This window comes from Bradyrhizobium sp. BR 10261 (genome assembly GCF_019455395.1).
Taxonomy (GTDB): domain Bacteria; phylum Pseudomonadota; class Alphaproteobacteria; order Rhizobiales; family Xanthobacteraceae; genus Bradyrhizobium; species Bradyrhizobium manausense.
Window position 1 is genome coordinate 18,307 of the sequence record NZ_JACOFQ010000047.1, and the last position, 15,969, is coordinate 34,275.

Here is a 15,969-nt window from a genome sequence, read left to right on the forward strand (position 1 = left end):
CAACTATCCGATGGCCCTGCTCATTCGGCAGCCATCGGCATCATCTCCTGCTGGTCATGCAGGATTACGCCCGCCAGAGGGTCGAACTCGCCTTCCCAAGGCCTGCTTGCCAACGCCGCCTGGGTATGCGCGTAGCCAGCCTCCCAGCGCCTCATGATGCCGGACGGGCTGAAGTCGATATCCTTGGTGTGCGTCTCGTGATCGAGTTGCGGAGCGAGCAGACGCACCACGTGCATGCGTGTCGGACAGCCATAGCTCGTCAGTTCGCGGACAACGGGATTGCCGCGTTCGTGCTCGGGGAGCCTTGCGGCCAACTGGTTGATGACGTGGCGCAAACGATGCGCCTGCTGCTGGCGCGTGATCTGGCTGGCGATACGGCTGGAGTACTGGACGTCCTTGTGGCGGTTCAGCACCTCGGCCATCGTGGTCGGCTCGGCGCCCACGGGATTCCAGAGGTGCACGGCGAAGATCAGCGAGTTCTTGCGCGGGTTGTCGTCGAACACCGCTTCGGTCGGCGTGTTGGAGAGGATGCCGCCGTCCCAGTAGAGCTCGCCATCGATACGCACGGCCGGAAACGCCGGCGGCAGCGCACCTGACGCCATCACGTGCTTCACCGTCAGCTCACCATCGCGGCTGTCGAAATAGCGCATCTGACTTGAGCGTACATGGGCCGCGCCGACTGTGAGCCGCGGCGTGCAGCGATTGAGCAGGCTGAAGTCGACGAGCTCGTTCAACGTCTTCTCGAGCGGCCCGGTGGAATAAAAGCCTGCGTGATCAGCACCGAGCGGATAGGAATCACCGGCATGCGCAAGCGGATTGGGCCGGAAGAAGCCGGGAATGCCGCTGGTGATGGTCGACCAATAGGTGAGCTTTTCGTTGAAGCCGGGGAATGCGGTGCGGAAGCTCCAGGCCGGGCTCTGCTCCATCCGCTTCCAAAATACTTTCAGGCGCTCAAGCCGATGCTGCGGCTCATTGCCAGCGATCAGGCTGGCATTGATCGCACCGATCGAGGTGCCGATGATCCAGTCCGGCTCGATGCCGGCCTCGTGCAGGGCCTGGTAGACGCCGGCCTGGTAGGAGCCGAGCGCGCCGCCGCCCTGCAGCACCAGCACGACCTGGCCCGGCAGGTCCTTTGAATTGCCTTGCATGCCGTTCATATCTCGCTCCTGAGGGGCTTCCAATCGTCGGATATTCGTCAGCCGTCGCGGTTTGTTACGCCGGCTCATGTCAATGCGCGGTCCAGCCGCCATCGACCGGCAGCGCAATGCCGGTGATCGAGCCTGCAGCTTCGGTCGACCGAAACACCGTGAGAGCGCCGAGCTCTTCCACCGTGGTGAAGCGCTTGTTCGGCTGCTGCGCGAGCAGGACGTCGCGGATCACCTGGTCGCGGCTTGAGGGGAATATTCATGGCCGATCCTCCAATGACGACGGGGCGGCCTCCTGACCGGCCCCTGACTGATGCGAATTGTGAGCGATGGCCTCAAGAAGCGGAAATGCCGGATGGCTTCCGAAATGATACGCGCCCGCTATCGGGCGCGGGATGTCATTCCCCGTCCCGATCGGCTAAGTTCCGTCCTGATCCTGCTGGGAGCCGATCCATGGAAATGCACCAGGTCCGCTATTTCCTCGCGGTAGCGCAACTGCTGAACTTCACGCGCGCCGCCGAGGAATGCAACGTGACGCAGCCCTCGCTGACGCGGGCCATCAAGCAGCTCGAGGCCGAGCTTGGCGGTGACCTGTTTCGCCGCGAGCGGCCGGCCGCACAGCTGACTGAGCTCGGTCAGCGGATGCACCCGCTGTTGAAGCAGTGCTATGAGGCCGCCGCCGGAGCACGATCGCTCGCCTCCTCATTCAAGAGCGGCGAAGTCGGCGCGCTGCGCGTTGCGCTGACCCATGCCATCGATCTGTCACTGCTCATTCCACATCTCAACCAGATCAGGCGGCAGTTCAACCGGCTGGAATTCCGCTTCTTGCGTGGCTCAAGCCGCGAAGTCGCTGATTATCTCAAGAAGGGTGAAGCCGAGCTCGGCATAGCCGCCGAGATCGACGGGGCCTGGGAGCGGCTCGACGTTTGGCCGCTGTTCACCGAGAATTTCGACCTCGTGATCGGCAAAGGGCACCGGCTTGCAAGCCAGAGCACGATCGAATTCGACGATCTTCGCGCCGAGCAAATGCTGAGCCGAAACTATTGCGAGCATGCCAGCCGGATCTCGTCGAGCTTGCGCGAGCACGGCATCGACGTCGATCATGGCCACGAGATATCCAGCGAGCGCGACCTTCTCGAGCTCGTCGAGGCCGACATCGGTATCGCGATGGTGCCGCGCACCTCACCGCTCCCCGACAACCTCAAGCGTGCCGCTGTGAGCGGCCTCGACGCGCGCCGTACCGTCAACCTCTACGGCGTCGCCGGCCGTCAGCGGACCGCCGTCGCCAACGCGGTGATGCGGATGCTGCGCGGCGCGGATTGGCGGGCGATTGCGGGCTGAGCTTGCGGTCCTGCCCGAGAGGATTTCGCAGCGGCAAACCTAATTCTCCCGGCTCGCGCCCTCCAGCGCTGCGAGCAAATCGTCGATCTCCATGCGCTTGCGGAAATCGGGGTCGACGAAGCGGGCTTTGACGAGGCCGTCTCGGCCGACCACGAAGACAGCCGGGATCGGCAGCATCCAGCCGTCATTGCCGTGGAATTTTGCCATGTCCTGGTAGGACAATAGCCGCTGGATTTCGGTGCCGAGCCAGATTGCGAGGTTAAGCGACAGCGCATAGCCGTTGTCGAGGTCGGTGAGCACCGGAAATGGCGCGCCCGACTCCGCAATGAACTTTTCGGTATATTCCTGCGTCTCCGGCATGATCGCGACGATCTGCGCGCCCATCGCACGGATCCGGTCCTGCGCCTGGATCACGGCGCGGACGTTCAACCGGCAGTAGGGACACCAGTGTCCGCGAAAGAACATCACGGCCACAGGCCCGCGCGCAAGCAATGATGGCAGCCCAACGAGCTGCCCCCGATCGTCAGGCAGCATGAAGGGCGGCATCACCTCGCCCGGACGCGGCGCATTCTCGCCGCCTCCGTTCTGGCTCAATCGATCCACCAGGCGATCGACCGCCTCCCCGTAAGCGGGGAATATCTCGCGGCCGGCCTCCGCATAGGCACGAAGCTGCTCGTTCAGCGTGCCCTCCATGTCGCGGCAGCGTTGAAAGGCAAGCTTGAGCCGTTCTGCATCGGTTGGGGTCAACGCCGTCATCTTCCGCTCCGGTACCATGGGTTCGCATTATTTTGACGTCCGCGCCACCCTGCAAGGGGGCACTGCCATCCGACGCCAGATCGTCGGCCGGTAGAAATGCCATTCCACAATTGGTTCGATAGCCGCTGCCTATCGCGCCGCGATAGCGCGGGGCTATCGCGTCGAGAGCGAGACGGCATTTCATTCAGAGCGCGTCTTCGGCGAGCCTGACGCCATTGCCAATGACCATCGCGGTTGCGGCCAACAACGGAGACGATCCATGATCACGCATTCGAGACTGTCGCTTACACTCTTGCCCGCCGTCGCTTTGGCCGGCGCGGTCATGTTCGCGATCCAACCCGCCTCTGCCGGCGAATGCCCGGCCGACAAGATGAAGCCGAATGCCCGGCAGATGGTCGATTACAAGCCAGTCGGCGTTACCGACGTCACGCTCGGCTCGATCGACCTCGAGAAGCAGCCGGCCAACATCAGGGATCGCGAGCTGCGCTTTCGCAAGCTGACGATCGAACCCGGCGGCATCGTGCCCTGGCACAGCCATGACGACCGTCCGGCACTGATTTTCGTGCAGCAGGGCGAGATCGTCGAATACGCCTCCAACTGCGTCGATCCGATCGTGCACAAGGCCGGCGATATCAGGCCTGAAGTCTTCGGGACCTCGCACTGGTGGAAGAACCTCGGCAAGCAGACCGTCATTCTCTATGTCGGCGACGTCCGCAAGGATCAGCACGACCACAATATGTAGCGAGTGCATCAAGCCCCTGCCCTCGTTACCGGATGTGACGCCCGGAATTCCCCATGCTGCCCCGCGTGCCGGGCGTCACATCTTCCTTCTCGTCAGGAGGTGCCGTGTCATGACTGATCTGTCCGCCCGCATCAGACCGGCCACCATGGCGATGCATGGACCCTCGCCGGGCGTCGCCTTCCGTTCGCTCGTCATCGGGTTGACCGCATTCCTGACGGTCGTCGATCTCTTTGCGACGCAGGCGATCCTGCCGTCCCTGACACGCCATTACGGCGTGACGCCGGCGGCGATGGGCTTTGCGGTCAACGCCTCCACCTTCGGCATGGCCATCTCAAGCCTCGTCGTCGGCTTTTTCAGCCCGCATATCGACCGGCGGCTCGGCATTCTTTTCAGTCTTACGCTGCTGGCGATCCCGACCAGTCTGCTTGCGGTGGCGCCCAACCTCGCTGTCTTCACGGGTCTCCGTATCGCGCAGGGCCTGTGCATGGCATCGGCATTTGCGCTGACGCTCGCTCATCTCGGCGAACAATGCAGCGCTATGGATGCCGGCGGGGCCTTTGCTGCCTACATCACCGGGAATGTCGCAAGCAATCTGATCGGGCGGCTGATCTCGGCCGCGGTCGCTGACAGCCTTGGACTGTCCTGGAATTTCTACTTCTTTGCCGCGCTCAATCTGACCGGCGCCGCTCTGGTCTATTTCACCATCAATCGCGTCCAGCCGATGCACGCGATGTCCACGGCCGCCTCGCCACTTGCCGCCATGTTCGCGCACTGGCGCAATGAACGGCTGCGCGCGGCCTTCGGCATCGGCTTTTGCATCCTGTTCGCCTTCATCGGCACCTTCACATTCGTGAATTTCGTGCTGGTGCGGCCGCCACTCTCGCTCGGCATGATGGACCTTGGCCTCGTCTATCTCGTCTTCCTGCCCTCGATCGTCACGACCCTTTTGGCCGGCAAGGTCGCCACACGCATAGGGACAAGACCGGCGATCTGGGGCGCGCTCGCCCTCGCGGCGCTTGGCGTGCTTTTGATGCTGCGCCCGCATCTTGCCGAGGTGCTGACCGGCATGGTCCTGGTCGGCGTCGGGACGTTCTTCGCTCAAGCGGTAGCGACGAGCTTCGTCGGACAGGCCGCGACCGAAAACCGCGGCGTCGCCAGCGGTACCTATCTGGCCTGCTATTTCCTCGGAGGTTTGACGGGTACCGCGGTGCTTGGACAGATCTTTGATTGGATGGGATGGACGGCGTGCGCAATCGGCGTCGCGGTTGCCCTCGGTTCAGCGGCGCTTTTGACTCTCAAGTTGAGGATCGGCTGAAGCATCGACGTCGGCCCGAGTCGCGGCGCATGTGGCGTCGGCTCACCTCAGCGAGATCGTGATCTCGCTGATGTTGGCCGCAAGCTCGAGCCCAGCCTTTGGGCCCTGCAGCACGATGGTGACGCCCTTCTCGTTGCGGAGATGAACGCCATTGACGCCGCCGACCAGCGCAAAGCCGCCGCCGACCGAGCTGTAGGTGCCGGCGAAGTCGTTGACGTCGCGGATGTCAGAGGCCCAGCCATCGAAGCGACCGACAGTAGCGCCAGCTGTGATGCCGAGGCTCAGGCCGGTGATCTTGAATGGATAGGTCTTGCCGCGATAGGTCAGAACGCCGCGGCCGACGCCGCCGCCGACGAGCAGGCCGGCCTTGACGATCTTGACCCTGACATGGCCGGCAGCCTGGGCAAAGGACGGCGTCGCCGGCGAGGCTGCCCCGGTCGCGAGCAGGAGGACCGCGATCAGACGGAACGCGCGACGGCGGAGGGCGGTGCGCCATTCAGGGTTTTGCGGCATCGACCTTCTTCCAGGTCTGATCGGGATCGAACAGCGTGGTGCGCGCGGCTATGAACTCGGTGCGGTTGCCGAGATCTTTCTGGTAGACGGTGCCGGCATGATTGACCAGGAAGGTCATCACGCCGGAATTGCCATATTCGGCGGGCCAGGCGATCAGGGCGAAGCCGCCGATCATCTTGCCCTTGACGACATAGTTGAGTGCGCCACCCGGTGCATCGCGCCCCTGCCCCTTGAGGATGCGGAAGTAGTAGCCGTGATAGGGCGCGGGCCCGACGTCGCTCGCCTCATAGCCTTCCTTCGAAGCCGCTGCCGCGAAGGGGCCGAGCGGGCTCGGATCGCTGTCGTCGCGCCAGAACAGCCCGTCCTTCTTGCCGGGGGACGAGACGAAGCGCTGGGCATAGACGCCGACGCCCTCGCCGCGGTCCTTGTCCGCGTATTCATTCTGCGCGTCGACATAAGCGAGCGCAGTCTGGATCGCGTCGAGCTCGTTGCGGCCGATGCGCCGGCGAAGCACCTCGATGCGGCCCTCGTCCGTATCGAATTCCCAGCCGGTCTTGGTGTTGACCAGCGGAATCGGGAAGGGGAAATCATCCGGTCCCAGCAACAAGGTCGCGGTCTTGTTGCCCTCCGCCTTGATGCCATGCTTGGTGTCATACATCGAGGAGAAGCGCTGGCGGATGTCCTTGTCGGCGACCTCGTCCCCCGACGAGACGATGTCCTCGGCCGCCCTGCCCAGCACTTTCAGGATATCTTTCGGGCCCGCCTTGACCGCGTCGGCAAGTGCTGCGGCAGCGTCCTCCGGGGACTTGTAGGATTCCTGCGCTGATGACGGCGAGGCGAACAGTGCGAGCGCGACCACGCCGGGCATGATCGCACGATGGAACCATGTCGCGCCGTTCATGGCATCACCTCCGCAGGGATTTTCGCGCCGCCGGCGAGCCAGTCGCCGTAGGTGCGGAATGTCAGCCCGAGCTTTTCGTAATAGACCCTCAGATATCCGTCGCTGCCGCGGGTCACCGCGTCAGGCATCACCTGCTCGACCTCCTGCGCCATCACGCCGACATAGGCCTTGTCGCTGCCGATATAGCTGAAGCGATAATAGCCGAGCCCGTTCGAGAGACGGCCGAGCAGGACGATGTCGTGCTTGAGCGCGAGGTCGGAACGCCGGCCACCGCCGCCGCCTCCACGACCTCCTCCGCCTCCGAAGCCGCCGCCTCCCCCGCGCGCGGCCATTCCTCCACCACCGCGCCCGGCCATGCTCGGTCCACCACCGCCCCCGCGCGGCATGCTTGCCATGCTCGCGCGTCCGCGTGCCGATGCCGCGGCTGCCGACCGGCCGGACGAGACGTTCATGGCGCCGCCGCGATTGCCGCCACCGCCACGGTTGGCAGCAGCCCCGCCGCCGGCACGGTTGGCTGCCTTGGCGCGGTCGCCGCCACCTTTGTTGCCGCCCTTGTTGCCACCCTTGGCACGATCACCTGCGCCGGCACGATCACCACCGCCGGGCCGATCGCGCGTCCCTGCGCTGGCGCGATCGCCTGCACCCGGACGATCTCCGCGATCACCGGCACCGCCGCGATCACCGGCGCCGCCACGATCGCCGGCGCGATCACCAGCCCGATCGCCTGCCCGATCACCGACACGATCGCCTGCACGGTCGCCCGCGCCGCCCTGACCGGGACGCAGCACCTGGTTGCCGTCGCGGCCGCGAAAATCCATGCGGTCCGACGCGCCGGCCCTGATATTGTTGTTGCCGAAGCGCTGCTGGACGTTGACGTTGTTGTAACGCACCCCGCCGCGATGCGCCGGATTGTGCTGCCAGCCGTTGCCGATGTTGGTGGTGCGATGATTGACGTAGACGTTGCGGTTACCCCAGTTGCAGCCGCCGCCCCAGTAATTGCCCCAGCGTCCGATCGCCCAGGCGGTACCGAAGGCGATGCCGGCTGCGACCACGCCCGCACCGATATAGGAGGGGTAGCCCCAGTAGTACGGCGGATATTCCGCATAGGGCCAGGTGCCGTAGACCGTCGCCGGATCGTAATACGGCACATACATCGTCGCAGGATCCGCCTGCTGGATGACCACGACCTGCTTGCCTTCCTGGGACTGGACGCTGACCTTCTGTTGCTTGGTGGTGACCAGCTTCTTGTTGTCGTAGGCCTTGTTGCGCAGACGCTGGATTGCATCCATCACGTCGGGCTGCTGGGCGAGAAAGGCGTCGCCGAGCTTCTGGGTCCATTCGAGCTTGTCGCTCATCATGGCAAGAACATCGGCGGTGCTGGCGAGCGCCTTGACGCTGTCGTCCCAGCTCTGCTTGTCGACCTGCGTCTTCAGTGCGTCGCCCTTGAGGTTCTTGTTATCCTTCAGCCAGCGATCGGCCTGCACCACTTCGAGCGGATAGGTCGATGCCGCCAGCACGTTGGCCAGCAGTTCGTCGGGATAGAGCGCGATCGGCGCGACCAGCGCCTCGAGCTGCTCTGGTTTCAGCAGCTCGGCGGCAGCGGCTGGTGGCGTTGCGGGCTGCGTCTGCGCAGCCGGTGCAGCCGGCGTAGTAGCTTGAGCCATTGCCGCGGCAGGAACCGCCATTACCAGCGCAAGCGCCATCAGGATCTTGCCGCAGCGAAACATCACGACCTCCACGAAGATTTCCGTCCGCGACCATCGGGCCGGGGCATAGGCGTTTGTTGATCGAGATCAACGAAACCGAGCCTCCGCGCTGTTGCGACGCGACAGACCATTGGATCCAGATGCCGGCGATCAGCGGAGGAGCGGCAACCGGATGGTGAACCGTGCCCCGCCCGCCGGCTGGTTGGTCGCGCTGATCGTGCCCTGGTGGGCCTCGACGATGGTTTTCGCGATGGCGAGCCCCATGCCCATGCCTTGAGGCTTGGTGGTGAAGAAGGGATCGAATATATGGGTGAGATCGTCGGCCGCCACCCCCGGCCCGGTATCGACGACATTGACCTCTGCCTCCCGACCGGCGCGCACGGTCCAGATGCCGACCTCGCGCTTCCCGGTGTTCGCATCGGAAGTCGCGTCCATCGCATTGATGATCAAGTTGAGAACGACCTGCTGAAGCTGGATGGGATCACCCTTGACGTGCAGATCGACCAATACCGGCGTATAGATCAGCGTGATCCGGCGTCCATCGGCGTCGGTCCTGGCGAGGCCGACCGCTTCCCTCACCGTGTCGTTGAGCTCTATTTCCTTGCTCTCGAACGGCGTCTTCTTCAGGACACTGCGCAACCGGCGGATGACCTCGCTCGCCCGCTGATCGTCCCGCCTGATATCGGCGAGGATCAGCCGGATCTCGTCGATGTCGGGTGAATTGCCCTGGAGCATGAGCTCAGCCGTCTCGGTATTGGTCAGGATCGAGCCCAGCGGCTGATTGAGCTCATGCGCGATCGAGGTCGTCAACTCGCCAACGGCCGAATAGCGGTTGGCATGGGCAAGCTCGGCGAGGCGCTGGCGCGACTCGATCTCCGCACCCCGGCGGCGATGACGCTCATGCAACAATCCACTGATCAAGCCGCCCTGGACCAGGATGATGGCGGCGATCAGCAGCATCTGCCAGCGATAGCGCTCCCACACGGTCGCCTCGCGAAACAGAATCTCGCTGTCGGGAGGCAGACTGCTTTCGCTGATGCCCCAGCGCTGCAATTCGCGCCAGTCGTATTTCGGCCGCCCGAATTCGATCGGCTCGTACTTGATGGCAGACGGCTTCTCGCCTCCGAGGACGCGTATCACGGCATTGACCGTCGTTCGGCTGATCTCCGCCGTGAGCTGCATCGGGCCGCCAACGGTGCTACCGCCGAAGAAGGGGTCCTGATAGGAGAAGATCGGCGCGTTGGCGACCGCGCGCAGGTTGCGCAAGGCGAGGTCACCCTCGTGGACGATGCCGGCGGCGTCGACCGACATTTGTCCCCAGAACAGCACGGCATGGGGCGGAAGCCTGGCCGCGCGCTCGAGGATCACCTCGAACGGCAGGTCGGAATACCAGACGAGCTCGAGACGATTTCCCAGTGGCTTCAAATCCTGCTTCAACTGGTCGGTCCAGAATTTCTCGAGCGGCGACGCTCCGATGACAATGGCCGCGGTCTTTGTGTCCGGCAGGACGCGCAGGATGCTCTCGAACACCGCCATGAAATCGATATGGGCCGACACAACGGCGTCGTTGTCGGTGAGCTCAAGGCGGTCCACCAGCCGCTCCTCGACCACGGCCAGCACCATCGGCGTATCGGGAAACAGCTTGGCGCGATATCGCTGCGCGAACTGCGCCGCCGGAGCACCGATGCTCAACACGATGTCGGGCGGCGCGCCCTGATAGAGCGAGGCGAGATACTCGACGAAGGGCGCTTCCGGGCCGGAATTGTTGAATCGCGCGCTGAGCAGCGTGTGTTCCTGGATGTCGAGCGGCCAGGGCGATTGTTGCTCGAGGCCGGCCTTGATGCTCCGCGCATACTCGCTCCAGGGGCGGAATTCGCGCCCGAAGGAATGCAACACGAGCACGTGCTTGAGTTCAGCGCGCGCACTGCGCTCGGCGGCATCGGCGCTGCCTGGGAGAACGGCCAGCAACAGACCGAGCCAGAGCCACACCGGCCCCAGCACGACCGAAACCCGGGATTTGCGCCCGTTCATCTCGCCTCCGCCGGCGGCCTTTCCGGCCGCTTCTGGTCACAATTCTAGCGGGAGATGCACCGGCGTAACAGACCTGAGCGACCCTGTTCCGCCCCTCAATGACCGCTCAGGACCAGCGTCTTGATCGGCATCAGCAAGGCCTGGATGCGCAGCAGCAGCGCATGCACGAGGCCGACGCCATCGACGACATGGAGCGCGATGGCCCGGCCGGTGCTGGTATGCGGCGCGGATATTTCCTCATGATTGCTGGTATAGGCGTTGACGATGCAGCTGCTGCCCGGCGTCACGCCGTCCAGGCCGTTCTTGTACAGCGGCTCGAGGAACGCGAGGATCGTGCCGGGTTTGGGACCGTTCTGAGCTTCAATCAATTGCTGGCCACCCGCGAACTGACCGGCCGCGATATAGTCCTGCACTGACGTGATGACCATGGGAATGATCACCCACGGCTTGGAGATGCAGCTCGCTTCCGCAACCATGCCTTCCTTCAAGACGCCCGCCTCGATCTGGCCGAAGCCAGCCTGAAGCGCGGTCTTGCCCGCGCCCTCGGGAACGAGAATGCCGGCCGGTCGCATGATCTGCGCGACGAGGTCGCCGGGACGAAGAAAGAATTGCTCGACGCGACCGTCGACGCCTGCCCGGATCGTGGTCTTGTCGAGATCGACCTGGGCCTGATCAAGCGCGGCTGCGGCACTGGCCTTCTGCGCCGGCAGCAAAATTGAGACCTGCAGGCTTGCGGACTCTTTCGCGGCGGTCGCGGCGTCAACGCCGGATTGACGCTGATCGACCAGCACCTGCAGCTTCTCGATGTCGCGTTGCGGAACAATGCCGGGATTGCGGCGCTGTAGCTCGCTCTTCACATCGAGTTCATCCTTTGCCTGCTGAAGATTGGCTTTCGCCTCGCCAATTTGCGCTTCTGCCTTGACTACGTCGGCCTGCGCCGTCTGCATCGCTGCGTCGACCTCGGCAACCTTCCGCTTGGCGGTTTCGAACGCAGCCCGCTGCTTGGAACTGTCCAGCGTGAACAGCACGTCGCCCTTCTTCACCGGCTGGCTGAAGCTGACCTTCACGTCCTCTACGCGCCCCGATCCTTCAGGCAGGATCGGCACGGTTCGATAGTAGAGCGTCGCCGAGTCCGTCGCCGGATGGAAATAGAAGATCATCGTGATCAGCGAAATCGTCAGCATCAAACAGCCGGTGATGCCCCAGCGCAGCTCATACCAGACCGAGAAGAAGGTGATCTCCTTGCCCAAGCGCTTGCCCTGGCCATAGCGGCGATAAAGGTAGTCAGGCACGATCGTGAGGAGCGAGCAGAACATGAGCTCAAACATGGCCATGCTCCTTCTCCTTCACGGCAACCGGCGTTTCGGCCGGCGCCGGGGTTTCAGCTGGTTCGTTCGCTTCTCCCGGTGTCGCGTCGGCAATTTTCTCGACGGAGTCAGCGATGCTGCGCAGCGGCGTTCCGAAGTCTGGAATGTCGATCAGCGCCAGCAGCAGGCCGGCGATCCAGAAGATGTGCATATGGGTGAACAGCGAGATCAGGCCGAGCACGGCCACGAACTCGAACTGGAGCTTTTGCGACTTGTGCGCCATCCGCTCGGGAAGGCTATGCAGCCTCCAATAGAGCGTGCCGACCCACAGCACGGTGCCGATCAGGAATATCCCCATGACCACCATCAGGGTATCGGTCCCGCTCCCCGGCGCGAGATAGAACGGCAGATGGTGCGGTGCCATCGGATGGAGCTGATCGTTCAATTGCCTCTCCCGGTCAAACGCCTTGGACGGCACTGTGTTCGGCCAGCCTCCCAGATTGCTTGATTTGAATCAAGGGAACGCCTCGCGCCGGACCTAGCGTCGGTCAACGCCGTTCGAACATCACAGGGAGCCGCAGCCATGCCCGGGCTTGACGATCTCATTCCCAGTGCGACGCAGATCCGCAAGGAGGCCGCGCTGAAGGAGGCCGAGAAGGCGGAAGAATATGTCCGTCTCGCCGCTGCTGCCGAGGCCGAAAAGCGCGCGCTGATCGAGCGATTGAGCAAGGCCTCCGGCAAGACCGAGGAGGAGAAGATCAAGCTCGCCGCGACCATCATCCAGCGTGCCGTGCGCAACGGCCTGACCGAAGTGATGGTCTATCGCTTCCCCAACTCGCTCTGCACCGACAAGGGGCGCGCGATCAATCAGATGGAAAAGGGTTGGGAGGATACGCTGACCGGGATTCCCAAGGAGATCTTCCAGCTCTGGAAGGACTATCTCCAGCCACGCGGCTATCGCATCGCCTATCAGGTCATCGAGTTTCCGGGCGGCGTGCCTGGAGACATCGGCGTGACCATTTCATGGGACGACTGATAACGACGCTAAAGCGCGATGGGATTGGGTTGAAAAGACATCCCGCTTCAGCTCTTTGTTTGAGCATGATCTTATCGAAAAACCGCGTCACACTTTTCCGGATCATGCGCTAGCAGCGAAAGGACAGGCATGGCCAAGAACGAGCCCGCGGAGAAAATGAAGCGCAAGGCCTATGAGAAGGAGCTCGAAAAGCTTCAGGTCGAGCTCTGCCACCTTCAGGAATGGGTTAGGGCCCAGAAGCTGAAGGTGATCATCATCTTCGAAGGGCGCGACGCCGCCGGCAAAGGAGGGACCATCAAGGCCTTGACCGAAAAGGTCAGCCCGCGCGTCTTCCGCGTCTGCGCCCTGCCCGCCCCCTCCGACCGGCAAAAGACCCAACTGTTCCTGCAGCGCTATATCGAGCAATATCCCGCCGGCGGCGAGATCGTGATCTTCGACCGCAGCTGGTACAATCGCGCCGGGGTCGAATATGTCATGGGCTTCTGCTCGCCGGCCGATCACAAGCGCTTCCTGGAATTGTGCCCGCTGGTCGAGAAGTTCGCCGTGGACGCCGGCATCATCCTGATCAAGCTGTGGCTCGAGGTCGGGATGGAGGAGCAGGAGCTCCGCTTCAAAGCGCGGATCGAGGATCCGCTGCGGCAGTGGAAGCTCAGCCCGATGGACACCGAGTCATTTGGCCGCTGGTATGATTACTCCCGCGCGCGCGACATGATGTTCGAGGCGACCGATACCAAGCATGCGCCGTGGCGGCTGATCCGCTCCGACGACAAGCGGCGCGCCCGGCTCAACGTCATCTCGCATATTCTGCAGACGATCCCCTACAAGAAGATCAAGCGCGAGAAGGTCAAGCTGCCGCCGCGCTCCCACAAGGGTCGCTACAACGACCAGGCCAGCCTGCGCGGGCTCAAATTCGTCGAGGAGCGATACTGACGTGCACGATCGCCACATGAAAACGGGCTGCATTGACGCAGCCCGTTTTGTTTGGCGCAAGCCTTGCTCCCGCTATTTCAACTTGATCGTGACGCCGCCGACCGCGGCCGAGACTTCCGCGCCGACCTTCGGTCCGCTGAGCTGAAGGATCACGCCATTGCCGTTCTGCAACTGCACCGCGCCGGCGCCGGCCGCAACGGCCCCACCGGCTCCGCCCGCAGCATAGGAGCCTTCGATCGACTGCGGCCCCTTCAGGTTGAGCGCTCGGCCGACCAGTTTGGTCGTGGAGGCACCGACCGTGAAGCCGACGCTCATCCCTGATACCGTGAAGGGATATTTGTGGCCCCTGTAGAGCAGCACGCCCTCCCCGCCGCCGACGCCGACGATGAAGCCGCCCTTGGTGAAGACGATGGCGACCTGGCCGGTATCGGCACGCGACGGCGTGCCGAAGCCGGCCACACCAACGAGCAGAGCGGCGAGAGCGAGGCGCGTAGCAGACTTTCTCATGAGTAGTTTCCCCTTTGCAGTCACACTGAGTTACTGAGCCAAGATCATTGCGAAGTAGCCGAATACTGTGAGCAGGATGCCCGAAACGGCATAGCCAACCGGGAATCCGATCCAGGGCACGGTGCTCTGGATTTCCACCGCCGCCTCGCGGCACGGGCCGGAGTGCGACCGCGCACCGGCCACACCGCCCATCAGCACGGCCGGATTGATCTTGAAGATGTGGTACCCGATGGCCCAGACGATGAAGGGCGGGATCGTGCAGGCGATGAAGCCGACGATGAAGATTTTCAGGGCCACCGCGCCCGTCAGCTGAGACAGCAATCCGGCGCCCGCATTGATGCCGACGATGGCGACGAAGACCACGAGCCCCAGATCCTCGAGCACGTTGCGTGCCGCGTTGGGGGTGTTGCCGAAGAAGCGCAGCCGCGACACGATCGATGAGACAAGGACGCCTGACAGCAACAGCCCGCCGGCATTGCCGAGGCCGATCTTGGCGCCGAAGGCGGGAAATTGGATCATGCCGATCAGGAAGCCGACGATCATGCCCGCCGAGAGCGTCAGCAGGTCGGTCGAAGTGTTGGTACGCGCGATGCGTCCCCACATCTCACCGAGTTCGCTCACAGCCCCCTTCAGGCCGACCACCGAGACAATGTCCATCCGCTGCAGCTGGGTTTTCAGACCAGCGGGGATCTGCACGCCCCCGCGCTCGACCTTGGTGACCTGCAACTGGCCGGCGATGGCCGTGTCGCGGAAGGATTCGAAAGTGCGCCCGACGACATCCTTGTTGAAGACCACGATTTCGGCCTGATCCATGGGGATTCCGAGCGTCCGGGCATCGGCCACTTCGGGGCCGATCAGACCCATCTTCTCGGTGAGATGCTCGGTCGAGCCGCCCAGAGCGATAATGTCGCCTTTTTGCAGCACGAGCTCGGGATCGGCGCCTTGCGGTTCGCCGTCGCGCCCGACATTGACGATCCGGTATTCCGGATTCAACGTCCGGAACTTGGCAATGCTGAGTCCGGCTGTTGCGGGATTCTCCAGCCGATAGGCGCGCAAGCCAAACTGGCGATAGCCGGTCAGGCCACCGCCTTCGAGGTCCTTGACCCCGAACTCCTTCTCATACTGCTTCGCGGCGGCCCTGGCGTCGACGCCCCACCAGCGCGGCAGATATTTGCAGATCAGGATGATGCCCACGGTGCCCCAAATGTAGGTGATGCCGTAGGAGAGCGCGATCATGCCCGAAGCCGCTTCAGGAGTCATGCCCGCGGGCAGCTTGACGACTCCCGCGGTGACGGCCTGTTCGGCCGATCCGATCGCGGCCGACATGGTCTGCGAGCCCGCCAGCATGCCTCCGGCAGCGCCCACCGGCAGGTCGAAGAGCTTTGCGCCGACCACGACGAGAGTAAGGCCGATCACGCTCGACACCACGGCGAGGAGGGTGAATTTGAGGCCGTCGCCGCCAAGGCTGTTGACGAAGGATGGGCCGACACGCAAGCCGACGCCATACATGAACAGGTAGTAGAACAGGCTCTTGGCGAAGTTGTTGAGCTCGAGCTTCACGCCGTAGGTGGACGCCCAAACCGAGAGGCCGGCACCCACCACAATGGCGCCGGCGACCATGCCGAGGCCATAACCCTTGACACTGGCCCGACCGATCCAAACGGCGAGGCCGACGGTGAAAAACAGCAGCAGATACGGGTTCTGCTGAAGGAACGTGAAAAATCCCTGCATGGAGGTCC

Annotated in this window: 15 protein-coding genes and 1 pseudogene; 5 read left to right on the forward strand and 11 right to left on the reverse strand. The window is 63.5% G+C overall.

Annotated elements, in window-relative coordinates:
• Positions 1-20: 20 nt before the first annotated feature.
• Both HYH07_RS34080 and HYH07_RS34085 read right to left on the reverse strand, forming a co-directional pair.
• Complete coding sequence (locus tag HYH07_RS34080) at positions 21-1,157, reverse strand: patatin-like phospholipase family protein (RefSeq protein WP_220006571.1); 1,137 nt, start codon at positions 1,155-1,157, stop codon at positions 21-23.
• 70 nt (positions 1,158-1,227) lie between these two features.
• Positions 1,228-1,392 (reverse strand): annotated as a pseudogene (locus HYH07_RS34085) (3-hydroxybutyrate dehydrogenase); the annotation flags it as partial.
• Between the two features lie 206 nt (positions 1,393-1,598).
• Between HYH07_RS34085 and HYH07_RS34090 the strand changes: the two are divergent.
• Complete coding sequence (locus HYH07_RS34090) at positions 1,599-2,486, forward strand: LysR family transcriptional regulator (RefSeq protein ID WP_220006572.1); 888 nt, start codon at positions 1,599-1,601, stop codon at positions 2,484-2,486.
• 39 nt (positions 2,487-2,525) lie between these two features.
• Here HYH07_RS34090 and HYH07_RS34095 read toward each other — a convergent pair whose 3' ends face one another.
• Positions 2,526-3,242 carry a peroxiredoxin-like family protein gene (locus tag HYH07_RS34095; RefSeq protein ID WP_220006573.1) on the reverse strand — a complete coding sequence of 239 codons (717 nt, stop codon included), beginning with the start codon at positions 3,240-3,242 and terminating at the stop codon, positions 2,526-2,528.
• Positions 3,243-3,501: 259 nt separating this feature from the next.
• Here HYH07_RS34095 and HYH07_RS34100 point away from each other — a divergent pair, with 259 nt between their 5' ends.
• Both HYH07_RS34100 and HYH07_RS34105 read left to right on the forward strand, forming a co-directional pair.
• On the forward strand, positions 3,502-3,984 hold the full coding sequence (locus tag HYH07_RS34100; protein WP_057755109.1) for a cupin domain-containing protein: 483 nt from the start codon (positions 3,502-3,504) through the stop codon (positions 3,982-3,984).
• Between the two features lie 109 nt (positions 3,985-4,093).
• On the forward strand, positions 4,094-5,299 hold the full coding sequence (locus HYH07_RS34105; protein ID WP_220006593.1) for an MFS transporter: 1,206 nt from the start codon (positions 4,094-4,096) through the stop codon (positions 5,297-5,299).
• A 42-nt stretch (positions 5,300-5,341) separates the two neighbouring features.
• Here the strand turns inward: HYH07_RS34105 and HYH07_RS34110 are convergent, their stop codons facing one another.
• The 6 genes from HYH07_RS34110 to HYH07_RS34135 form a co-directional block, all read right to left on the reverse strand.
• Positions 5,342-5,812: a hypothetical protein gene (locus tag HYH07_RS34110; protein WP_220006574.1), complete on the reverse strand. Its 471-nt coding sequence runs from the start codon at positions 5,810-5,812 to the stop codon at positions 5,342-5,344.
• Positions 5,796-6,713, reverse strand: coding sequence for a DUF2950 domain-containing protein (locus HYH07_RS34115; protein ID WP_220006575.1), 918 nt, complete (start codon positions 6,711-6,713; stop codon positions 5,796-5,798). Before HYH07_RS34115 ends, HYH07_RS34110 begins: the two co-directional genes overlap by 17 nt.
• Positions 6,710-8,440 carry a DUF3300 domain-containing protein gene (locus HYH07_RS34120; protein WP_220006594.1) on the reverse strand — a complete coding sequence of 577 codons (1,731 nt, stop codon included), beginning with the start codon at positions 8,438-8,440 and terminating at the stop codon, positions 6,710-6,712. The genes HYH07_RS34115 and HYH07_RS34120 overlap by 4 nt, the downstream gene beginning before the upstream one ends.
• A gap of 129 nt (positions 8,441-8,569) precedes the next feature.
• A complete protein-coding gene (locus HYH07_RS34125; RefSeq protein WP_220006576.1) occupies positions 8,570-10,450 on the reverse strand; it encodes a HAMP domain-containing sensor histidine kinase in 1,881 nt (626 codons plus the stop codon).
• Between the two features lie 95 nt (positions 10,451-10,545).
• A complete protein-coding gene (locus HYH07_RS34130; RefSeq protein ID WP_220006595.1) occupies positions 10,546-11,778 on the reverse strand; it encodes an HlyD family secretion protein in 1,233 nt (410 codons plus the stop codon).
• Positions 11,771-12,181 carry a hypothetical protein gene (locus HYH07_RS34135; RefSeq protein WP_228749957.1) on the reverse strand — a complete coding sequence of 137 codons (411 nt, stop codon included), beginning with the start codon at positions 12,179-12,181 and terminating at the stop codon, positions 11,771-11,773. The genes HYH07_RS34130 and HYH07_RS34135 overlap by 8 nt, the downstream gene beginning before the upstream one ends.
• A gap of 159 nt (positions 12,182-12,340) precedes the next feature.
• On the opposite strand from HYH07_RS34135, the gene HYH07_RS34140 reads away from it, so the two are divergent.
• Both HYH07_RS34140 and ppk2 read left to right on the forward strand, forming a co-directional pair.
• Positions 12,341-12,793 (forward strand): hypothetical protein, encoded by a 453-nt coding sequence (locus HYH07_RS34140; protein ID WP_220006578.1) that lies wholly within the window; start codon positions 12,341-12,343, stop codon positions 12,791-12,793.
• A 129-nt stretch (positions 12,794-12,922) separates the two neighbouring features.
• A complete protein-coding gene (ppk2, locus tag HYH07_RS34145; RefSeq protein WP_220006579.1) occupies positions 12,923-13,723 on the forward strand; it encodes a polyphosphate kinase 2 in 801 nt (266 codons plus the stop codon).
• A 72-nt stretch (positions 13,724-13,795) separates the two neighbouring features.
• On the opposite strand, the gene HYH07_RS34150 is transcribed toward ppk2, so the two are convergent.
• Positions 13,796-14,230 (reverse strand): hypothetical protein, encoded by a 435-nt coding sequence (locus tag HYH07_RS34150; RefSeq protein WP_220006580.1) that lies wholly within the window; start codon positions 14,228-14,230, stop codon positions 13,796-13,798.
• A gap of 30 nt (positions 14,231-14,260) precedes the next feature.
• Positions 14,261-15,961, reverse strand: coding sequence for an aspartate:alanine exchanger family transporter (locus tag HYH07_RS34155; RefSeq protein WP_220006581.1), 1,701 nt, complete (start codon positions 15,959-15,961; stop codon positions 14,261-14,263).
• Positions 15,962-15,969: the final 8 nt, after the last annotated feature.

What these genes read in the sequence shown, in the direction of transcription:
- HYH07_RS34140 (WP_220006578.1), top strand. Translation starts at nt 12,341, where the DNA reads ATGCCCGGGCTTGACGATCTCATTCCCAGTGCGACGCAGATCCGCAAG.
- HYH07_RS34090 (WP_220006572.1), top strand. Translation starts at nt 1,599, where the DNA reads ATGGAAATGCACCAGGTCCGCTATTTCCTCGCGGTAGCGCAACTGCTG.
- HYH07_RS34100 (WP_057755109.1), top strand. Translation starts at nt 3,502, where the DNA reads ATGATCACGCATTCGAGACTGTCGCTTACACTCTTGCCCGCCGTCGCT.
- HYH07_RS34155 (WP_220006581.1), bottom strand. Translation starts at nt 15,961, where the DNA reads ATGCAGGGATTTTTCACGTTCCTTCAGCAGAACCCGTATCTGCTGCTG.
- HYH07_RS34150 (WP_220006580.1), bottom strand. Translation starts at nt 14,230, where the DNA reads ATGAGAAAGTCTGCTACGCGCCTCGCTCTCGCCGCTCTGCTCGTTGGT.
- HYH07_RS34110 (WP_220006574.1), bottom strand. Translation starts at nt 5,812, where the DNA reads ATGCCGCAAAACCCTGAATGGCGCACCGCCCTCCGCCGTCGCGCGTTC.
- HYH07_RS34130 (WP_220006595.1), bottom strand. Translation starts at nt 11,778, where the DNA reads ATGTTTGAGCTCATGTTCTGCTCGCTCCTCACGATCGTGCCTGACTAC.
- HYH07_RS34120 (WP_220006594.1), bottom strand. Translation starts at nt 8,440, where the DNA reads ATGTTTCGCTGCGGCAAGATCCTGATGGCGCTTGCGCTGGTAATGGCG.
- HYH07_RS34135 (WP_228749957.1), bottom strand. Translation starts at nt 12,181, where the DNA reads ATGGCACCGCACCATCTGCCGTTCTATCTCGCGCCGGGGAGCGGGACC.
- HYH07_RS34080 (WP_220006571.1), bottom strand. Translation starts at nt 1,157, where the DNA reads ATGAACGGCATGCAAGGCAATTCAAAGGACCTGCCGGGCCAGGTCGTG.
- HYH07_RS34095 (WP_220006573.1), bottom strand. Translation starts at nt 3,242, where the DNA reads ATGACGGCGTTGACCCCAACCGATGCAGAACGGCTCAAGCTTGCCTTT.
- HYH07_RS34105 (WP_220006593.1), top strand. Translation starts at nt 4,094, where the DNA reads ATGACTGATCTGTCCGCCCGCATCAGACCGGCCACCATGGCGATGCAT.
- HYH07_RS34125 (WP_220006576.1), bottom strand. Translation starts at nt 10,450, where the DNA reads ATGAACGGGCGCAAATCCCGGGTTTCGGTCGTGCTGGGGCCGGTGTGG.
- HYH07_RS34115 (WP_220006575.1), bottom strand. Translation starts at nt 6,713, where the DNA reads ATGAACGGCGCGACATGGTTCCATCGTGCGATCATGCCCGGCGTGGTC.
- ppk2 (WP_220006579.1), top strand. Translation starts at nt 12,923, where the DNA reads ATGGCCAAGAACGAGCCCGCGGAGAAAATGAAGCGCAAGGCCTATGAG.